This window comes from Pseudomonas sp. TH08, from assembly GCF_016651275.1.
GTDB lineage: Bacteria > Pseudomonadota > Gammaproteobacteria > Pseudomonadales > Pseudomonadaceae > Aquipseudomonas.
Map to the genome: position 1 here is coordinate 187,849 of NZ_JAEKEE010000005.1, position 19,153 is coordinate 207,001.

Genomic DNA, 19,153 nt, shown 5'->3' on the forward strand with positions numbered 1-19,153 from the left:
TTGACTTTGTTTTTAAAAGCAAGATCAACAGATCGCAGCCTGCGGCAGCTCCTACAGGAGGGGGTGTCAGTGTGGCGGCAGGATTGAGCGATCGACCCTTACGGCGAGGGGGCCGGCGGCGGGTTTGGCATCAAAGACTGCGTAGCCTTGGGCATCCACGGTTGCACGGGCAATCGACTGGCCTTTGAGCAACAGTTCCAGCGGCGCACCCTTCAGCGATTGGCCCGAGGCCAGTTCGAGTTTCAATTTGATCGTCATTGCATCTCTCCTTAATTGACGTTGCCGGTCGGGTGGTAGTCCTTGAGCAGCAGGTAAGTGCTCCAGCCCCACCAGTCGTCGACGGTGGCGCTGTCGTTGAGGTTGTTGACGTCCTTGCGGCGCAGCACCTTGCTGCCCTCGGTGCGGAACAGTGGTGAAAAGTTGTTCGCCGGATTCAACACCGCCGTCAGGTCCGGCAGGCGTTGCAGTGCGGTGAACGCCGAAGGCGCGGGCAGGTTGCCGCTGAGGTAGGCGGCGAATACCTCGTCGGCGGAGGTCTGTACCGCTTGATTGACTTGAGTGCGGTTGTCGGCGTCGGTCGCGTCGAAGTAGCGTTTGTCGCCATAGGCCCGCCATTGATCGCCATGCCCGTTGCGCACCTTGAGACCGAACTTGCTGTCCTCGTCGTGCATGAACCGGGTGATCAGCGAGCCCAGATCACTCGGGGTCACCACCGCAGCGAGTTCCTTGCGCGGCACCCGCAAGTGGCCGGAGGAAAACAGGTCGGTGAGGAAGTGGTCGGCAAACGCGTTCATGGCGTAGGCCCGTTCCAATTGTTGTTCATCGTGATTGGCGCGAGCAGCGATAGCCGTTTGCAGCGCTGCGGTGTGCCCGGCGATGTAGGCAAGCTTCGCCCATTCGCCAAAATGGTCGGCATTGTTGGCCGCCAGTTTCAGGTAACGCCCGAGCGGGAACAGCGCGGAGACGAAACTGCCGCCGCCGGTGATCTTGTTCCACTCTTCGGACAACGTATCTCCCAGCGCATCGTAGGCTTCGTGTGGTTGTTTGCCGTCCTTGATTGCCTGTTTAACCGCGTCGATCTCCTTTTGCATGACCGCGAGAATCTGTGTGGCTTCGGCACGCGCGGCAGGCAGTACCGCAAGGGAGTCGAAGGCTGCGTTGAAGCGTTGCAGGCGATCCACCGGGGTGGCGCCTTCGCTGACCGGGCGATCAGGAATGCCGTAGAAATCACCGCCCAGTGCCAGCACCTGGCCGTAAGTCAGCGACAGGCCATTGGGCAGATGCAATGGCACATTTTGCGCGAGCAGCGGTTGCGCATTTTCGACAAAGCGCAACAGCGTGTTATCGCCGATAGCCGTGTGCTCACCGCCCTCGAAGCGTGCTTGCGGCCTGCCTTTCAAGGCATTGCCGGGGAGGGCAGCGACCGGTTCGACATCGCTGTGAGCGTCGGCGATGTGCAGCACCAGATGCGCATTGTCGGCGCTGAATGCGATGCCGGTTTCAGTAAACAGAGCATCAAAACGGGCGATGACCGGTTTGGGTTTTTCCTGAGGTTTCGGGTGAAGTCCGGACATTTCTTTCTCCTTGATATGTCGTCGGTAGATTCTTATTTGGCTGTATGTATATACAGCTAAATCGAGCCTAGCCGAGAAATTTCCTACGTCAAGAAAGAATCCTGTCCGACAAAAAATCGCCCGCAACGATGAAATGCAGTTGACGGTTATTTTTTAAGTTGTACGATGACCTACAACTTCGGCGAAGGCTGAAACGGTCCAATCACAAAAAACGTTGCTACCAGGGTGTTCGAATAATGAATCCACAAGAACTGAAGTCCATCCTCTCTACCGGCCTGCTGTCTTTCCCGGTAACCGATTTCAACGCGCAGGGCGATTTCCATCGCGCCGGCTACATCAAACGTCTGGAATGGCTGGCGCCGTACGGTGCTTCGGCATTGTTCGCTGCGGGCGGCACCGGTGAGTTCTTCTCCCTCGCTGCCAGCGAATATTCGGAAATCATCAAGACGGCCGTCGACACCTGCGCGACCAGCGTGCCAATTCTCGCCGGCGTTGGCGGTTCGACTCGTCAAGCCATCGAATACGCTCAAGAAGCCGAGCGTCTGGGCGCCAAAGGTCTGTTGCTGCTGCCGCACTACCTGACCGAAGCCAGCCAGGATGGGGTTGCCGCCCACGTTGAAGCCGTGTGCAAATCGGTCAAGATCGGTGTGGTTGTCTACAACCGCAACGTTTGCCGCCTGACCGCGCCGCTGCTGGAACGTCTGGCCGAGCGCTGCCCGAACCTCATCGGTTACAAGGACGGCCTGGGTGATATCGAGTTGATGGTGTCGATCCGTCGCCGCCTCGGTGATCGCTTCACCTACCTCGGTGGTTTGCCGACCGCCGAAGTCTACGCCGCTGCTTACAAGGCACTGGGCGTGCCGGTTTATTCCTCGGCGGTGTTCAACTTCATTCCGAAAACCGCGATGGATTTCTACCACGCGATCGCTCGTGAAGATCACGCCACCGTCGGCAAGATCATCGATGACTTCTTCCTGCCGTACCTGGACATCCGCAACCGCAAGTCCGGTTACGCCGTGAGCATCGTCAAGGCAGGCGCCAAAATCGCCGGCTATGACGCTGGCCCGGTGCGGGCGCCGCTGACCGATCTGACTGGCGAAGAGTACGAAATGCTCGCCGCGCTGATCGACAAGCAAGGTGCGCAGTAACACCCGATAAAACCGAGGCCGCTGAGCAATCAGCGGCTTTTTGCGTAAAGGCTTTTAGTTTTGAGGGCTGCCCAGTGACAAATGCAAAGCGCTACGACAACTACATCAACGGTGAATGGGTTGCCGGTGCCGATTACTCGGCCAACATCAACCCGTCCGAGCTGAGCGATACCATCGGCGACTACGCCAAGGCTGACCTGACTCAGGTTCACGCTGCCATCGATGCTGCTCGCGCCGCATTCCCGGCCTGGTCGACTTCGGGTATTCAGGCCCGTCACGACTCGCTGGATAAAGTCGGTACGGAAATCCTCGCCCGTCGCGAAGAACTCGGCACCTTGCTGGCGCGGGAGGAGGGCAAGACTCTGCCTGAGGCCATCGGCGAAGTGACCCGCGCCGGTAACATCTTCAAGTTCTTCGCCGGTGAATGCCTGCGCCTCTCCGGCGATTACGTGCCGTCAGTGCGCCCGGGCGTCAACGTTGAAGTCACCCGCGAAGCGCTGGGTGTGGTCGGTCTGATCACCCCGTGGAACTTCCCGATTGCCATTCCTGCGTGGAAAATTGCCCCGGCTCTGGCCTACGGCAACTGCGTCGTGCTGAAACCGGCCGATCTGGTCCCGGGCTGCGCCTGGGCGCTGGCTGAAATCATCTCCCGCGCAGGCTTCCCGGCCGGCGTATTCAACCTGGTGATGGGCAGCGGTCGTGTGGTTGGCGACGCGCTTGTTCAGAGCCCGAAAGTCGATGGCATCAGCTTCACCGGCTCGGTCGGCGTTGGTCGGCAGATCGCCGTCAACTGCGTGTCGCGCCAGGCCAAAGTGCAGTTGGAAATGGGCGGCAAGAACCCGCAGATCATTCTCGACGACGCCGACCTCAAGCAAGCGGTCGAGCTGTCGGTACAGAGCGCGTTCTACTCCACTGGCCAGCGTTGCACCGCATCGAGCCGCTTGATCGTTACCGCCGGGATTCACGACAGGTTCGTTGAAGCCATGGCCGAGCGCATGAAGTCGATCAAGGTCGGCCACGCGCTGAAATCCGGCACCGACATCGGTCCGGTGGTCTCGCAAGCGCAGCTTGAGCAGGACATGAAGTACATCGACATCGGCCAGTCCGAAGGTGCGCGTCTGGTCAGCGGTGGCGGTCTGGTGACCTGCGACACCGAAGGTTACTTCCTCGCGCCGACGCTGTTTGCCGACAGCGAAGGGTCGATGCGCATCAGCCGTGAAGAGATCTTCGGCCCGGTCGCCAACATCGTTCGCGTGGCCGATTACGACGCGGCGCTGGCAATGGCCAACGACACCGAGTTCGGTCTGTCGGCGGGTATTGCGACGACTTCGCTGAAGTATGCCAACCACTTCAAGCGCCATTCCCAGGCCGGGATGGTGATGGTCAACCTGCCGACGGCTGGCGTGGATTACCACGTTCCGTTCGGTGGGCGTAAAGGTTCATCCTATGGATCCCGTGAGCAAGGCCGCTATGCGCAAGAGTTCTACACGGTCGTGAAGACCAGTTACATCGGTTCCTGATCCAGCAATACCTGTGGGAGCTGGCTTGCCAGCGATGCGGGCTACTCGGTATGTCAGTCGCACCGCATTGATGCTATCGCTGGCAAGCCAGCTCCCACAAAAGCCAGACCAAAGAAGATTCACCCGCGCATAAAAATAATCAGTGGGAGTACATCTACATGCAATCGTCCAAGCCTACTCACGTCCGCTATTTGATCTTGCTCATGCTGTTCCTGGTGACCACGATCAACTATGCCGACCGCGCGACCATCGCCATTGCCGGGTCCAGCCTGCAAAAAGACCTCGGTATCGACGCGGTCACCCTCGGTTATATCTTCTCCGCATTCGGTTGGGCCTACGTCGCCGGGCAAATTCCCGGTGGCTGGTTGCTCGATCGTTTCGGCTCGAAAAAAGTCTATGCGCTGAGCATTTTCACCTGGTCGCTGTTTACCGTGCTGCAAGGCTTTGTCGGTGAGTTCGGCATGTCCACGGCCATCGTTGCGCTGTTCATGCTGCGCTTTCTGGTGGGGCTGGCTGAAGCGCCATCCTTCCCCGGCAACGCCCGCATCGTCGCGGCCTGGTTTCCGACCGCTGAACGCGGCACCGCCTCGGCGATCTTCAACTCGGCGCAATACTTTGCCACCGTGTTGTTCGCACCGCTGATGGGCTGGATCGTCTACTCCTTCGGTTGGGAGCACGTGTTCATCGTCATGGGCGTGTTCGGCATCGTCTTTTCAGGCATCTGGCTGAAGGTTATCCACAGCCCGCGCCAACACCCGATGGCCAACGAAGCGGAAGTGCAGTTCATTGCCGACAACGGCGGCATGGTCGACATGGACGTCAAGCAAGGCAAAAAGGCTGACGGTCCGAAGTGGGATTACATCCGTCAATTGCTGACCAATCGCATGATGCTCGGCGTTTATCTGGGCCAGTACTGCATCAACGGCATCACTTACTTCTTCTTGACCTGGTTCCCGGTGTATCTGGTGCAAGAGCGTGGCATGACCATTCTCAAGGCCGGTTTCATCGCGTCCTTGCCGGCGATCTGCGGTTTCATCGGCGGCGTGCTGGGCGGAGTGATTTCCGATTACCTGCTGCGCAAGGGCCATTCACTGACCTTTGCCCGCAAAGCGCCGATCATCGCTGGTCTGCTGGTATCGAGCAGTATCGTTGCCTGCAACTATGTTGACGTAGAGTGGATGGTCGTCGGCTTCATGGCTTTGGCCTTCTTCGGCAAAGGCGTTGGCGCATTGGGCTGGGCGGTGGTCTCCGACACCTCGCCGAAACAGATCGCCGGTCTGAGCGGTGGCCTGTTCAACACCTTCGGCAACATCGCGTCGATCACTACGCCAATCGTGATCGGCTACATCATCAGTTCCACCGGTTCGTTCAAATGGGCACTGGTGTTTGTCGGTGCCAACGCACTGGTCGCTGTGTTCAGCTATCTGGTCATCGTTGGCCCGATCAAACGTGTGGTACTCAAAGAGCCGCCAACCAACGGCGGTACTGAAGCCACCGGTAAATTGTCTCAAGCGCATTCCTGAGGAGCGGCGTCATGCAGTTGATTGAACATTCCGACTCGCCGCGCTACATCCGCCTGCACGAGCGGGACAACGTAGTGGTTGTGGTCAATGACCAGGGTGTACCGGCCGGTACTGAATTCCCCGATGGCCTGGTCACGGTGGATTTCGTGCCGCAGAGCCACAAGGTCACTCTGGAAGACATTCCCGAGGGCGGCCAGGTAATTCGCTACGGGCAAATCATTGGCTACGCGTTGCAGCCGATCCCCCGTGGCAGTTGGGTCAAGGAAGATCAACTGCGCATGCCCACCGCGCCGCCGCTGGACAGCTTGCCGCTGTCCACCGAGGTGCCGGACGCGCAAGCACCGCTGGAAGGCTTCACCTTCGAGGGCTATCGCAACGCCGACGGCACCGTCGGCACGCGGAACATTCTCGGGATCACCACCACGGTGCAGTGCGTCACCGGCGTGCTCGATCACGCGGTAAAACGCATCAAGGAAGAGTTGCTGCCGAAGTACCCGCACGTCGATGACGTGGTGGCACTGACCCACAGTTACGGCTGCGGCGTGGCCATTACCGCCACCGACGCCTACATACCGATTCGCACCGTGCGCAATCTGGCGCGCAACCCGAACCTCGGTGGTGAGGCGCTGGTGATCAGTCTGGGCTGCGAGAAATTGCAGGCCGGGCAGGTGATGCATGAGGATGATGCGTCGGTTGATCTCAGCGATCCATGGCTGTATCGCTTGCAGGATTCCAGTCACGGTTTCACCGAGATGATCGAGCAGATCATGCAACTGGCCGAAGTCCGCCTGAAGAAACTCGACCAGCGCCGCCGCGAAACCGTGCCGGCGTCCGAGCTGATCCTCGGCATGCAGTGCGGCGGCAGCGATGCCTTCTCCGGCATCACCGCCAACCCGGCGCTGGGTTATGCCTCGGACCTGTTGTTGCGCGCCGGGGCGACGGTGATGTTTTCCGAAGTCACCGAAGTGCGCGATGCGATTTATCTGCTGACTTCCCGCGCCGAGACCAAGACCGTCGCAGAGGAGCTGGTGCGCGAGATGGACTGGTACGACCGTTACCTGGCCAAGGGAGAAGCGGATCGCAGCGCCAATACCACGCCGGGGAACAAGAAGGGCGGGCTGTCGAACATTGTCGAGAAATCGCTGGGCTCGATCGTCAAATCCGGTAGCAGCGCGATCAATGGTGTGCTTGGCCCGGGGGAGCGCTTCAAGCAGAAAGGTTTGATTTTCTGCGCAACGCCGGCGAGTGATTTTGTTTGCGGCACGTTGCAGTTGGCGGCGGGGATGAACCTGCACGTGTTCACCACCGGGCGTGGCACACCGTATGGGTTGGCGATGGCGCCAGTGGTGAAGGTCTCGACGCGTACGGAGCTGGCGCAGCGTTGGCCGGATCTGATCGATATCGACGCCGGACGGATTGCCACTGGGCGGGCGACCATCGAGGAATTGGGTTGGGAGTTGTTTCACTACTATCTGGATGTTGCCAGCGGCAAACAGCAGACGTGGGCGGAGAAGCACAAGTTGCATAACGACATTACGTTGTTCAACCCAGCGCCGATTACTTGAGACCGCGTTACCGTTCTTCGCGAGCAGGCTCGCTCCCACATTCGACCGCGTTCTGTCTGTGCGAATGCGATCAAATGTGGGAGCGAGCCTGCTCGCGAAGGCGATCCGACAGGCGCCGAAGGATCGAGTGGCTTATCATTGCCCCCTAACGACGCTCACCCAAGGCTCTCCGGCATGCTGGCAATTTTCCTCGAAACCCTGAACATCACCGCGCCGGTGTTTGCCATGCTGTTTCTCGGTGTGCTGCTCAAGCGCATCGACTGGATCAACGACAACTTCATCCACACCGCCTCGTCGCTGGTGTTCAACGTCACGATGCCGGCGCTGCTGTTCCTCGGCATTCTGCACGCCGACCTGCACGCAGCACTGCAACCGGCGCTGCTGATCTACTTTTCCCTCGCCACGCTGGTGAGTTTTGCCCTGGCCTGGGGCTGGGCGATTTTCAAATGCCCGCACGAAGACCGCGGCATCTATACCCAAGGCGCATTTCGCGGCAATAACGGCGTGATCGGTCTGGCACTGGCCGCGAGCATGTACGGCGATTACGGTATTTCCCTCGGGGCGATTCTCGCGGCGCTGGTGATCCTGTTTTACAACACGCTGTCGACCATCGTGCTGGCGGTGTACAGCCCGGTGATCAAGTCTGATCCGTGGAGCATCTGCAAAAGCGTGTTCAGCAACCCGTTGATCATCAGCGTGATTGCGGCGGCGCCGTTTGCTTATTTCAAGATCGGTTTGCCGGGATGGCTGGAAACCTCAGGTCAGTATCTGGCGCAGACCACGCTGCCGCTGGCGCTGATCTGCATCGGCGGCACTCTGTCACTGGCGGCGTTGCGCAAGAGCGGCAGCATGGCGCTGAGTTCGAGTCTGGTGAAGATGATCGGTTTGCCGCTGCTGGCGACGCTCGGCGCCTGGCTGTGGGGCTTTCGCGGGGCGGAGTTGGGGATTCTGTTTCTGTACTTCGGCAGTCCGACGGCGGCGGCAAGTTTCGTCATGGCCCGGGCGGCGCAGGGCAATCATGAGTTGGCGGCGGCGATTATTGTGCTGACCACGCTGATGGCGGCGATTACCACCAATATCGGCATCTTCGTTTTGCAGTGGGGTGGGTGGATCTAGCCTGAAGCTTGGTTGTTCTTTCGGGCCTCTTCGCGAGCAGGCTCGCTCCCACAGTTGAAACGCATTTCAATGTGGGAGCGAGCCTGCTCGCGAAAGCTATTTCAGCCTCTCTGAATTACTCGGGCTTCTGATAGGTGTCGATCACTTCCTGCGCCGCCCGAAACGCATCAATCGCTGCCGGCACACCGGCATACACCGCGCAATGCAGCAGCGCCTCGCGAATCTCGTCCACCGTGCAACCGTTGTTCAGTGCACCGCGCACGTGGCCTTTCAGCTCTTGCGGGCACTTCAACGCAGTGAGCGCCGCGAGGGTGATGAGGCTACGGGTTTTCAACGGCAGACCTTCGCGATTCCACACACCGCCCCAGGCGTGTTCATTGACGAAATCCTGCAGCGGTTGAGTGAACTCGGTGGCGTTGCCCAACGCCCGATCAACAAACGCATCGCCCATTACCTGGCGGCGGACTTCAACCCCGGACTGCTTCGATTCGGTCATGGTTTATCACTCTTGTGGTGTTGGCGGCGCCAGGCGCGGATCGACGTGAACAGCAGAAACGTCAGCAGCGTCGGCAGAACGTAAAACAGCATCAGGCGCTCAAGCTTGCCGGCCAGGGGCATGCCGGTGGTGAACGACACCACGTGCAGCCCGTAAGCCAGATACAAACCCAGCAGCAGCAAACCCTCGGCGCGGGTCACGCGGTAGCCGGAATAGAACACCGGCAGGCACAGCGCGGCGACGCCGAGCATCACCGGCAGGTCAAAATCCAGCGCATTTGGCGATACCGATAGCGGCGTCGGCGCGATCAGTGCGGTGACACCCAGCACGCCGAGCAAGTTGAACAGGTTGGCACCGATCACGTTGCCTACCGCAATGTCCCGTTGCCCGCGCAGTGCGGCGATCAGCGAGGTTGCCAGTTCCGGCAGTGACGTCCCGACGGCGACCACGGTCAGGCCGATCACCCGTTCAGAGAAGCCCAGATCCGTGGCCACCACCACGGCGGCGCCCAGCAGCAGATGCCCGGCGAAGACCAGCATCGCCAGCCCGGCAATGATCATCAGCGAGCTGCCGATCCAGGAGGTCGGCGCGGTTTCAGTCTGTTCCGCATGCGGTCGCGTCGAGTGCCGCGACTGGCGCAGCAGCAAACCGAGGTAGAGGGCCAGCGCGCAAAGCAAAATAACGCCGTCGAGACGGCCGATTTCTTCGTTCCACGCCAACACAAACACCAGCAGGCTGGCGCCGATCATCAACGGAATGTCGAGGCGCACCAGTTGCCGCGACACGCGTAGCGGAATGATCAGCGCCGACAGGCCGAGGGTCACGAGGATATTGAAGATGCTGCTGCCGAGTACGCTGCCGACGGCGATGTCGGGGTTGTGCGCCAGCGCCGCTTGCACGCTGACCGCCATCTGCGGGGCACTGCTGCCGAGGGCAACAATGGTCAGGCCGATGATCAGCGGGCGCACGTGCAAACGTTCAGCCAGACGCACCGCTGCGCGCACCATCAACTCGGCACCGAAGATCAGCAGGCACAGGCCGGCGAGCAGTTCGATCACGCTGATCAGCGGTAAATCGGTCAGTCCGAAAATGGTTGGCGCTCCATCAGTCGTCGAGGGCTTGCACGCGAACCCGCGCGGTACCGCTGCCGAGCATACCGAGTTGTTCGGCGGCTTCGCGTGAAACATCGATCAAGCGCCCACGGGTGTGCGGCCCACGGTCGTTGATGCGCACCACGCAGGACTTATCGTTTTTCAGGTTGGTGACCTTCACCCGCGTACCGAACGGCAGTTGGCGGTGGGCGGCAGTCAGGGAATTCTGGTTGAACGGCTCGCCACTGGCGGTGCGTTTACCGTGGTGTTTGGCTCCGTAGTAGGAGGCGACGCCGCTCTGGTCGTAACCGTGCGGGTCGATGATGTCGGTGCTGGCGCAACCGGCCAGCAAGGAGAGCAGGGCGCAGCTGATGAACAAACGCTTCATTCAAAGGTTTCCCGAAACTAGTGCAGGCGTGAGCTTTTGTGGCGAGGGAATTTATCCCCGTTGGGCAGCGAAGCGGCCCCAGATGCCGAGTACACAAGAATTGGGTCTGCTTCGCAGCCCATCGGGGATAAATCCCCTCACCACAAAACCCCATAAGCCACAGAAAATTGTCCCCACAGGGATCGGAGCCAGTCCTTGAGACTGGCCCCATTTTCATCAGCCTTCGAGCTTGCTTTTCAGCAGTTCGTTCACTTGCTGCGGGTTGGCTTTGCCTTTCGAAGCTTTCATCGCCTGGCCGACGAAGAAGCCGAACATCTTGCCGCGCTTGGCTTCGTCTGCCGCGCGGTATTGTTCAACTTGCTCGGCGTTGGCCGCGAGCATCTCGTCGAGCACCGCCGAGATCGCACCGCTGTCGGTAACCTGCTTCAGGCCGCGCTTTTCGATGATCTCGTCTGCGCTGCCTTCGCCGTTGGCCATCGCTTCGAACACCACTTTGGCAATCTTGCCGGAGATGGTGTTGTCCTTGATGCGCAGCAGCATGCCGCCCAGCAGTTCGGCGGAAACCGGCGACTCGTCGATGTCCAGGCCTTGCTTGTTGAGCAGGCTGCCCAACTCGACCATCACCCAGTTCGCCGCCAGTTTGGCGTCGCCACCGATGGCGGCGACTTTTTCGAAGTAGTCCGCTTGCTCACGGCTGGTGGCCAGCACGTTGGCGTCGTAGACCGACAGGCCGAATTGCTCCTGGAAGCGCTCGCGTTTCTGCGGTGGCAGTTCCGGCAGGGTGGCACGCACCTCACCGAGGAACGATTCTTCGATGACCACTGGCAGCAAGTCCGGATCGGGGAAGTAACGGTAGTCGTTGGCTTCCTCTTTCGAACGCATCGGACGGGTTTCGTCCTTGTTCGGATCGTACAGGCGGGTCTGCTGAATGACCTTGCCGCCGTCTTCGATCAGCTCGATCTGACGCTGGATTTCGGAGTTGATCGCCTTCTCGATGAAACGGAACGAGTTGACGTTCTTGATCTCGCAGCGCGTGCCGAACTCAACCTGGCCTTTCGGACGGATCGATACGTTGCAGTCGCAGCGCAGCGAGCCTTCGGCCATGTTGCCGTCGCAAATGCCCAGATAACGCACCAGCGCGTGGATCGCCTTGACGTAAGCCACGGCTTCCTTGGCGCTGCGCATGTCCGGCTCGGAAACGATTTCCAGCAGCGGCGTGCCGGCACGGTTCAGGTCGATGCCGGTGGCACCGTTGAATTCTTCGTGCAGGCTTTTGCCAGCGTCTTCTTCCAGGTGCGCGCGGGTAATGCCGACGCGTTTGACCGTGCCGTCTTCCAGAGCGATGTCCAGGTGGCCCTTGCCAACAATCGGCAATTCCATCTGGCTGATCTGGTAGCCCTTCGGCAGATCCGGGTAGAAGTAGTTTTTACGGGCGAATACGTTGTGCTGACCGATCTCGGCGTCAATCGCCAGACCGAACATCACCGCCATCCGCACGGCTTCCTGGTTCAGCACCGGCAGAACGCCAGGCATGCCCAGGTCGATCAGGCTGGCCTGGGTGTTCGGCTCGGAGCCGAACGTGGTGGAACTACCGGAAAAGATTTTCGACCGGGTAGTGAGCTGAGTGTGAATCTCCAGCCCGATCACGACTTCCCATTGCATGTGTGTCTCCTAGCCTTTTGCTGGGGATTTTGAAACGTCGCGAGCGAAGGTAAGGCAAGGCGAAAACTGGCGAGTAAGCGGAGTTGACGTTAGTCAATGAGCATTACGAGCCAGTTTTCAACGCAGCATTACCGAGCGCAGCAGTTTCAAAACCCCTGCGGGGTGCGGGTGTGCCAGTCAGTGTTCAACTGATACTGGTGCGCAACATTGAGCAAACGGCCTTCCTGGAAATACGGCGCGAGCAACTGCACGCCAACCGGCAGACCGTCGACAAAACCGGCCGGCATCGACAGGCCCGGCAGGCCCGCGAGGTTGGCGGTGATGGTGTAGACGTCTTCCAGATAGGCGGCGACCGGGTCGCTGTTCTTGGCGCCAAGCTTCCAGGCCGGGTTCGGCGTGGTTGGGCCGAGGATGATGTCGACCTCATTAAAGGCAGCCATGAAGTCGTTCTTCACCAGACGACGAATCTTCTGCGCTTTCAGGTAGTAGGCGTCGTAGTAACCGGCGGACAGCGCGTAGGCACCGACCATGATCCGGCGCTGGACTTCCGGGCCGAAGCCTTCGCCACGCGAGCGCTTGTACAGGTCGATCAGGTTTTGCGGGTTCTCGCAGCGGTGGCCGAAACGCACGCCGTCGAAACGCGACAGGTTGGAAGACGCTTCTGCCGGGGCGATCACGTAATACGCAGGAATCGCGTGCTGCATGTTCGGCAGGCTGATTTCCTTGATCACGGCACCGAGCTTCTGCAGCTCTTTAATGCTGTTCTGGATCAGCTCGGCGATGCGCGGGTCGAGACCGGCGCTGAAATATTCCTTCGGCACGCCGATGCGCAGGCCTTGCAGCGAATCGCCGAGGCTTGCGGAGTAATCCGGAACCGGCTCATCGATGCTGGTGGAGTCGTTCTGATCGAAGCCAGCCATACCCTGCAACATAATTGCGCAGTCTTCGGCAGTGCGCGCCAACGGGCCGCCCTGATCGAGGCTGGAGGCGTAAGCGATCATGCCCCAGCGCGAAACACGACCGTAGGTCGGTTTCAGGCCGGTGAGGTTGGTGAACGCCGCCGGTTGGCGGATCGAACCGCCCGTGTCGGTGGCAGTCGCCGCCGGCAACAGACGAGCGGCAACTGCCGCTGCCGAACCACCGGACGAACCGCCTGGTACGTGTTCCAGGTTCCACGGGTTTTTCACCGCGCCGTACCAGCTCGACTCGTTGGCCGAACCCATGGCGAATTCGTCCATGTTGGTCTTGCCCAGGGTCACGGCACCGGCCGCAGCCAGTTTCGCGACCACGGTGGCGTCGTACGGTGCCTTGAAGTTGTCGAGCATCTTCGAGCCGCAACTGGTGCGGATGCCCTGGGTGCAGAACAGGTCTTTGTGAGCGATCGGCGCACCGAGCAGCGCGCCGCTCTCACCGTTGGCGCGGCGTACGTCGGCAGCTTTCGCCTGCTCGATGGCCAGCTCTTCGGTGAGGCTGATGAAACTGTTGAGCTGTGGATCGAGCTGGGTGATACGCGCCAGCAGGACTTTGGTCAGCTCTTCGGAGGAAAACTTTTTATCGGCGAGACCGCGGGCGATCTCGGCCAGAGTCATTTGATGCATTGCAGGCTCTTTCCCTTTAGTCGATGACTTTCGGAACCAGATACAGGCCGTTTTCGACCGCTGGTGCGATGGACTGATAGGCCTCGCGATGATTGGTCTCGGTCACGATGTCGGCGCGCAGGCGCTGACTGGCTTCCAGCGGGTGGGCCAGAGGCTCGATTCCGTCGGTATTAACAGCCTGCATTTCGTCGACCAGACCGAGAATGCTGTTGAGAGCGGAAGTAATGTGTGGAAGATCGGCATCATTGAGGCCAAGGCAGGCCAGATGAGCGATTTTTTCCACGTCGGAGCGTTCTAGCGCCATCGGGATTCTCCTGTGGAAAACAGAACGGACGGCGTCCGTGTGTTAGATTGTCGGAACACTACCGCACTTCTACGGTCATAAGGCCGCGATTGTGGGGCTTGGTGCACAGAAAAGCGGCCAATTTAACATATTGGCGCCTTGCCCAAAATCCCTGTCGTTGTTAGAGTTTGCCGCACTTTTTTACCCACGCGTTGCCTAGGGTCCCTTTCCCATGTTCAAGAAACTGCGTGGCATGTTTTCCAGCGATCTTTCCATTGACCTGGGCACTGCCAACACCCTTATTTACGTGCGCGAGCGCGGTATCGTCCTGAATGAGCCATCGGTTGTGGCCATTCGGACACACGGTAACCAGAAAAGTGTCGTTGCTGTCGGCACCGAGGCCAAGCGCATGCTCGGCCGTACACCGGGCAACATTGCTGCCATTCGTCCGATGAAGGACGGCGTGATCGCCGACTTCAGCGTCTGCGAAAAGATGCTGCAATACTTTATTAACAAGGTTCACGAAAACAGTTTTCTGCAGCCTAGCCCTCGTGTGCTGATCTGCGTTCCGTGCAAATCCACTCAGGTTGAGCGTCGCGCCATCCGTGAATCGGCCCTTGGTGCCGGTGCGCGTGAAGTGTTCCTGATCGAAGAGCCAATGGCGGCTGCGATCGGTGCCGGCCTGCCGGTAGAAGAAGCGCGCGGCTCGATGGTCGTGGATATCGGTGGTGGTACTACCGAAATCGCGCTGATCTCCCTGAACGGTGTGGTCTATGCCGAATCCGTGCGTGTTGGCGGCGACCGCTTCGACGAAGCGATCATCACTTACGTGCGTCGTAACTACGGCAGCCTGATCGGTGAATCCACCGCTGAGCGCATCAAGCAGGAAATCGGCACGGCCTACCCGGGCGGCGAAGTTCGCGAAGTCGACGTCCGCGGTCGCAACCTGGCCGAAGGCGTTCCACGCGCATTCACCCTGAACTCCAACGAAGTGCTGGAAGCTCTGCAAGAGTCCCTGGCCACTATCGTTCAGGCCGTGAAAAGCGCGCTGGAGCAATCGCCGCCGGAACTGGCTTCCGACATCGCCGAGCGTGGCCTGGTGCTGACTGGTGGTGGCGCGCTGCTGCGTGACCTGGACAAGTTGCTGGCCCAGGAAACCGGTCTGCCGGTGATCGTTGCCGAAGATCCGCTGACCTGTGTTGCTCGCGGCGGTGGCCGTGCATTGGAAATGATGGATAAACACACCATGGACCTGCTCTCCAGCGAATAACTCGTTGGGTGCATAACGTGGGTGAGCGCGCAGGCAGCACTTTGCAGTGCTGCCTGTTGGCGTTTATCTTCTGTCAGTCTTCATCCAGGCCGGTTTGATGCCGTATGAATAAACAGAACATTTGCCTGGGAGGAGCGGCTTATTAAACCGCTTTTCGCCAAAGGCCCTTCGTTGGGTGTGCGCCTGTTGGTGCTGGCCGTGCTGTCGGTCGCGCTGATGGTGGTCGATGCCCGCTTCGACCTGCTCAAACCCGCGCGCAAACAAGCGTCGCTGGTGTTAATGGACGCCTACTGGATCACCGACCTGCCCGGACGGCTGTGGGAAGGGATCGCCAGTCAGTTCGGCAGCCGCACCGAGCTTGTCGCCGAAAACGAAAAACTCAAGACCGAAAACCTGCTGTTGCAGGGTCGCATGCAGAAGCTTGCCGCCCTCACCGAGCAGAACGTTCGGCTGCGCGAGTTGCTCAATTCCTCCGCGCTGGTTAACGAAAAGGTCGAAGTGGCCGAGTTGATCGGCATGGACCCCAACCCTTTCACCCATCGCATCATCATCAATAAAGGTGAGCGCGACGGCGTGGTGCTGGGTCAGCCGGTGCTCGATGCGCGCGGCTTGATGGGGCAGGTGGTCGAGTTGATGCCGTACACCTCGCGTGTATTGTTGCTGACCGACACCACACACAGCATTCCTGTACAGGTGAACCGTAATGGTCTGCGGGCCATTGCCAGCGGTACCGGCAATCCGGAGCGCCTGGAACTGCGTCATGTGGCGGATACCGCCGACATCAAGGAAGGCGATCTGCTCGTCAGCTCGGGCCTCGGTCAGCGTTTTCCGGCCGGTTATCCGGTGGCCACGGTCAAGGAAGTGATCCACGATTCCGGTCAGCCCTTCGCCATCGTCCGTGCCGTGCCGACCGCCGCATTGAACCGCAGCCGTTACCTGCTTCTGGTGTTCAGCGACAACCGCACCGCTGAAGAGCGCGTCAACGATGCCGCGCAAGCACAGGAAAATCTTGATGCCTTTGGCGGCGGCCCGGTGATTCCGGCGACCGTGCCGAAGACAGTGACCCCGCCTCCTGCAGCCGCTGCTGCGACGCCCGCTACTCCCGCGGCTCCTGCCGCTGCCGCCAGTGCCACGCCAGCCAAACCGCCAGCGAGCAAACCGCCCGCTGCGGCCAAGCCTCCAGCGGCCAGTAAACCTCCAGCGGCCCAGCCTGCAGCGCGGCCGGCGGCGAAACCGCCGGTCACTGCGCCTGCCACCACCGGGAGACAAGAATAATGGTTGGAGCGACTGCCTCGCGTAACGGCTGGATGGTCTGGCTGACATTCGCCATTGGCCTGCTGCTCAGCGTTTCGCCGTTGCCGCAATTCATGGAAATCCTGCGTCCGCTGTGGCTGGCGCTGCTCCTGACATTCTGGGCGCTGTACATGCCGCACACGGTTGGCATGGTCACGGCGTTTTGCCTGGGGCTGGCGGAGGACGTGCTGTACGGCACGCTGCTTGGCCAGAACGCCTTGATTCTGACGTTGATCACCTTCCTTGTGCTGTCGTTGCAACAACGTCTGCGGATGTTCCCGATGTGGCAACAGTGTCTGGTGATCCTGGTGATCTTCGGCCTCGCGCAACTTGTGCAATTGTGGCTCAGTGCCCTGACCGGCAACCGTCAGCCGACGCTGGCGCTGGTGCTTCCGGCACTGGTCAGTGCCTTGCTCTGGCCGTGGGTCAGCTTCGCTTTGCGTGGATTGCGCCGACGCTACAAAATCAATTGAGCCGGTGAAGCAAGGCACTGAACAGGGAGATGTTTTGATGAAGCCGCTTTACCTCGCCTCCGGATCGCCGCGTCGACGTGAATTGCTCACGCAGATCGGCGTTCCATTCGCCGCCATCAGCGCGGACATCGATGAAACCCCGTTATCCGCAGAATCGCCCTCGGCCTACGTTGAACGCCTCGCGCGTGGCAAGGCCGAGGCCGGACGGCGCACGGTCGTGTCCGATCAACCATTCTGTGTGCTGGGTGCCGATACCGCTGTGGTGCTCGACGGCAAAATTCTCGGCAAACCAGTGGACGAAGCCGATGCATGCGCCATGCTGATGATGTTGTCCGGCAAGGAACATGAAGTGCTGACCGCCATCGCCGTGCTTGAAGGCGACCGCTGCGAATCACGGGTGGTGCGCAGTCTGGTGCGATTCCGGCCGATCAGCCGTGAAGAAGCAGCAGCCTACTGGGCCAGCGGCGAACCCCGGGACAAGGCCGGCGGCTACGGCATTCAGGGCCTCGGCGCGGTGTTTGTCGCGGGGCTCAATGGCAGCTATTCGGCGGTCGTCGGGCTGCCTGTTTGCGAAACCGCAGAACTGTTGGGCCATTTCGGCATACCCTGTTGGCAAAACCTGAACGCGCAATGAGCGTCGTACGAATCAAGATGCGGCCATTATCGTGAACATGCCTGAACGAGATCCTGCCATGAGTGAAGAGATTCTGATCAACATCACGCCGATGGAATCGCGCGTGGCGGTGGTCGAAAACGGTGTGCTGCAAGAAGTGCACGTCGAGCGCACACAAAAACGCGGGATCGTCGGCAACATCTATAAAGGCAAGATCGTCCGTGTGCTGCCGGGTATGCAGGCGGCGTTCGTTGACATCGGCCTTGACCGCGCTGCGTTCATTCATGCCTCGGAAATCTCCCTGCGTGAAGGCCCGGCGGTGGAAAGCATCAGCGCGCTGGTGCACGAGGGCCAGAGTCTGGTGGTGCAAGTCACCAAAGACCCGATCGGCTCCAAGGGAGCGCGGCTGACCACGCAGTTGTCGATTCCGTCGCGCTATCTGGTGTACATGCCACGCACCGCCCACGTCGGCATTTCCCTGAAAATCGAAGACGAAGCCGAGCGTGAACGACTCAAGCAAGTGGTCAGCGATTGCGTGGCCAAAGAAGGCATCAAAGAGGCTGGCGGCTTTATTCTGCGTACCGCCGCCGAAGGGGCCGGCGCCGATGAAATCCTCATGGACATTCGCTACCTGCGACGTCTGTGGGACCAGATCAACGAACAGATCAAAACCATCGGTGCACCAAGTGTGATCTACGAAGATCTTGGCCTGGCGTTGCGCACATTGCGCGACCTGGTCAGCCCGAAAATTGAAAAAATCCGCATCGACTCGCGGGAAACCTTCCAGAAAACCACGCAGTTCGTCGCCGAACTGATGCCGGAAATTGCCGATCGTCTGGAACATTACCCGGGTGAACGGCCTATTTTCGACCTGTACGGCGTTGAAGACGAAATCCAGAAGGCCCTTGAGCGCAAAGTACCGCTGAAATCCGGTGGTTATCTGGTGGTCGATCCGGCGGAAGCCATGACCACCATCGACGTCAACACGGGCGCTTTCGTCGGTCATCGCAATCTCGAAGAAACCATCTTCAAGACCAATCTCGAAGCGGCCACGGCGATTGCCCGTCAACTGCGCCTGCGTAATCTCGGCGGCATCATCATCATCGACTTCATCGACATGGAAGATGAAGAGCATCAGCGCCAAGTGCTGCGGACCCTGGAAAAACAGCTGGAACGCGATCACGCCAAGACCAACATCATCGGGATCACCGAGTTGGGCCTGGTGCAGATGACCCGCAAACGCACCCGCGAAAGTCTTGAGCAGGTGCTGTGCGAGCCGTGCAGCAGTTGCCAGGGGCGCGGCAAACTGAAAACCCCGGAAACCATCTGTTACGAGATTTTCCGAGAGATTCTCCGCGAAGCCCGCGCCTATCAGGCCGAGGGTTATCGGGTGTTGGCGAACCAGAAAGTAGTCGATCGCTTGCTCGATGAAGAATCCGGTAACGTCGCCGAGCTTGAAGGCTTTATCGGCCGCACCATACGCTTCCAGGTGGAAACCATGTATTCCCAGGAACAATATGACGTGGTGTTGCTCTGATCC

General features: G+C 59.8%; 17 protein-coding genes and 1 pseudogene. 10 read left to right on the top strand and 8 right to left on the bottom strand.

What is annotated here, in order from left to right; translation table 11 throughout:
- Positions 1–66: 66 nt before the first annotated feature.
- Entirely contained in the window at positions 67–258 is a 192-nt protein-coding gene (locus JFT91_RS24290) for a hypothetical protein (protein ID WP_201234120.1), read from the bottom strand.
- Positions 259–269: 11 nt separating this feature from the next.
- Positions 270–1,574, bottom strand: a complete 1,305-nt coding sequence (locus JFT91_RS24295) for a phospholipase (protein ID WP_201234121.1) — start codon at positions 1,572–1,574, stop codon at positions 270–272.
- Positions 1,575–1,810: 236 nt separating this feature from the next.
- Here JFT91_RS24295 and kdgD point away from each other — a divergent pair, with 236 nt between their 5' ends.
- From kdgD to JFT91_RS24320, 5 genes and pseudogenes are all read left to right on the top strand, one after another.
- A complete protein-coding gene (kdgD, locus tag JFT91_RS24300; RefSeq protein WP_201227985.1) occupies positions 1,811–2,722 on the top strand; it encodes a 5-dehydro-4-deoxyglucarate dehydratase in 912 nt (303 codons plus the stop codon).
- Between the two features lie 74 nt (positions 2,723–2,796).
- Positions 2,797–4,242, top strand: coding sequence for an aldehyde dehydrogenase family protein (locus tag JFT91_RS24305; protein ID WP_201234122.1), 1,446 nt, complete (start codon positions 2,797–2,799; stop codon positions 4,240–4,242).
- Positions 4,243–4,367: 125 nt separating this feature from the next.
- A pseudogene (locus tag JFT91_RS24310) lies at positions 4,368–5,765 on the top strand (MFS transporter); the annotation flags it as partial.
- An 11-nt stretch (positions 5,766–5,776) separates the two neighbouring features.
- Positions 5,777–7,330 (top strand): galactarate dehydratase, encoded by a 1,554-nt coding sequence (gene garD / locus JFT91_RS24315; protein ID WP_201234123.1) that lies wholly within the window; start codon positions 5,777–5,779, stop codon positions 7,328–7,330.
- 174 nt (positions 7,331–7,504) lie between these two features.
- On the top strand, positions 7,505–8,446 hold the full coding sequence (locus JFT91_RS24320) for an AEC family transporter (RefSeq protein ID WP_201234124.1): 942 nt from the start codon (positions 7,505–7,507) through the stop codon (positions 8,444–8,446).
- Positions 8,447–8,561: 115 nt separating this feature from the next.
- Here JFT91_RS24320 and JFT91_RS24325 read toward each other — a convergent pair whose 3' ends face one another.
- From JFT91_RS24325 to gatC, 6 genes are all read right to left on the bottom strand, one after another.
- Positions 8,562–8,942: a carboxymuconolactone decarboxylase family protein gene (locus JFT91_RS24325; RefSeq protein WP_064119346.1), complete on the bottom strand. Its 381-nt coding sequence runs from the start codon at positions 8,940–8,942 to the stop codon at positions 8,562–8,564.
- Complete coding sequence (locus tag JFT91_RS24330) at positions 8,939–10,000, bottom strand: calcium/sodium antiporter (protein WP_201234125.1); 1,062 nt, start codon at positions 9,998–10,000, stop codon at positions 8,939–8,941. The genes JFT91_RS24325 and JFT91_RS24330 overlap by 4 nt, the downstream gene beginning before the upstream one ends.
- A gap of 46 nt (positions 10,001–10,046) precedes the next feature.
- Positions 10,047–10,421: a septal ring lytic transglycosylase RlpA family protein gene (locus JFT91_RS24335; protein WP_201227979.1), complete on the bottom strand. Its 375-nt coding sequence runs from the start codon at positions 10,419–10,421 to the stop codon at positions 10,047–10,049.
- 216 nt (positions 10,422–10,637) lie between these two features.
- The gene (gene gatB, locus JFT91_RS24340; protein ID WP_201227978.1) at positions 10,638–12,083 is read right to left on the bottom strand and encodes an Asp-tRNA(Asn)/Glu-tRNA(Gln) amidotransferase subunit GatB; all 1,446 of its coding nucleotides are present in this window, start codon (positions 12,081–12,083) and stop codon (positions 10,638–10,640) included.
- Positions 12,084–12,229: 146 nt separating this feature from the next.
- Positions 12,230–13,681 (bottom strand): Asp-tRNA(Asn)/Glu-tRNA(Gln) amidotransferase subunit GatA, encoded by a 1,452-nt coding sequence (gene gatA / locus JFT91_RS24345; RefSeq protein WP_201234126.1) that lies wholly within the window; start codon positions 13,679–13,681, stop codon positions 12,230–12,232.
- Between the two features lie 16 nt (positions 13,682–13,697).
- Positions 13,698–13,985, bottom strand: coding sequence for an Asp-tRNA(Asn)/Glu-tRNA(Gln) amidotransferase subunit GatC (gene gatC / locus JFT91_RS24350; RefSeq protein ID WP_150769385.1), 288 nt, complete (start codon positions 13,983–13,985; stop codon positions 13,698–13,700).
- Between the two features lie 211 nt (positions 13,986–14,196).
- Between gatC and mreB the strand changes: the two genes are divergently transcribed.
- The 5 genes from mreB (at position 14,197) to rng (ending at position 19,150) form a co-directional block, all read left to right on the top strand.
- The gene (gene mreB, locus JFT91_RS24355; protein WP_002555108.1) at positions 14,197–15,234 is read left to right on the top strand and encodes a rod shape-determining protein MreB; all 1,038 of its coding nucleotides are present in this window, start codon (positions 14,197–14,199) and stop codon (positions 15,232–15,234) included.
- Between the two features lie 141 nt (positions 15,235–15,375).
- A complete protein-coding gene (gene mreC / locus JFT91_RS24360; protein ID WP_201228107.1) occupies positions 15,376–16,509 on the top strand; it encodes a rod shape-determining protein MreC in 1,134 nt (377 codons plus the stop codon).
- Positions 16,509–17,000 carry a rod shape-determining protein MreD gene (gene mreD / locus JFT91_RS24365; RefSeq protein WP_008085408.1) on the top strand — a complete coding sequence of 164 codons (492 nt, stop codon included), beginning with the start codon at positions 16,509–16,511 and terminating at the stop codon, positions 16,998–17,000. Before mreC ends, mreD begins: the two co-directional genes overlap by 1 nt.
- Positions 17,001–17,037: 37 nt before the next feature.
- On the top strand, positions 17,038–17,634 hold the full coding sequence (locus tag JFT91_RS24370; RefSeq protein ID WP_201234127.1) for a Maf family protein: 597 nt from the start codon (positions 17,038–17,040) through the stop codon (positions 17,632–17,634).
- Between the two features lie 58 nt (positions 17,635–17,692).
- Positions 17,693–19,150 carry a ribonuclease G gene (gene rng, locus JFT91_RS24375; RefSeq protein WP_201227975.1) on the top strand — a complete coding sequence of 486 codons (1,458 nt, stop codon included), beginning with the start codon at positions 17,693–17,695 and terminating at the stop codon, positions 19,148–19,150.
- Positions 19,151–19,153 lie beyond the last annotated feature (3 nt).

Coding starts and splice junctions, on each gene's coding strand:
- garD (WP_201234123.1), top strand. CDS start 5,777: ATGCAGTTGATTGAACATTCCGACTCGCCGCGCTACATCCGCCTGCAC.
- JFT91_RS24335 (WP_201227979.1), bottom strand. CDS start 10,421: ATGAAGCGTTTGTTCATCAGCTGCGCCCTGCTCTCCTTGCTGGCCGGT.
- gatB (WP_201227978.1), bottom strand. CDS start 12,083: ATGCAATGGGAAGTCGTGATCGGGCTGGAGATTCACACTCAGCTCACT.
- mreD (WP_008085408.1), top strand. CDS start 16,509: ATGGTTGGAGCGACTGCCTCGCGTAACGGCTGGATGGTCTGGCTGACA.
- JFT91_RS24295 (WP_201234121.1), bottom strand. CDS start 1,574: ATGTCCGGACTTCACCCGAAACCTCAGGAAAAACCCAAACCGGTCATC.
- JFT91_RS24320 (WP_201234124.1), top strand. CDS start 7,505: ATGCTGGCAATTTTCCTCGAAACCCTGAACATCACCGCGCCGGTGTTT.
- gatA (WP_201234126.1), bottom strand. CDS start 13,681: ATGCATCAAATGACTCTGGCCGAGATCGCCCGCGGTCTCGCCGATAAA.
- JFT91_RS24325 (WP_064119346.1), bottom strand. CDS start 8,942: ATGACCGAATCGAAGCAGTCCGGGGTTGAAGTCCGCCGCCAGGTAATG.
- JFT91_RS24290 (WP_201234120.1), bottom strand. CDS start 258: ATGACGATCAAATTGAAACTCGAACTGGCCTCGGGCCAATCGCTGAAG.
- JFT91_RS24370 (WP_201234127.1), top strand. CDS start 17,038: ATGAAGCCGCTTTACCTCGCCTCCGGATCGCCGCGTCGACGTGAATTG.
- mreB (WP_002555108.1), top strand. CDS start 14,197: ATGTTCAAGAAACTGCGTGGCATGTTTTCCAGCGATCTTTCCATTGAC.
- gatC (WP_150769385.1), bottom strand. CDS start 13,985: ATGGCGCTAGAACGCTCCGACGTGGAAAAAATCGCTCATCTGGCCTGC.
- rng (WP_201227975.1), top strand. CDS start 17,693: ATGAGTGAAGAGATTCTGATCAACATCACGCCGATGGAATCGCGCGTG.
- kdgD (WP_201227985.1), top strand. CDS start 1,811: ATGAATCCACAAGAACTGAAGTCCATCCTCTCTACCGGCCTGCTGTCT.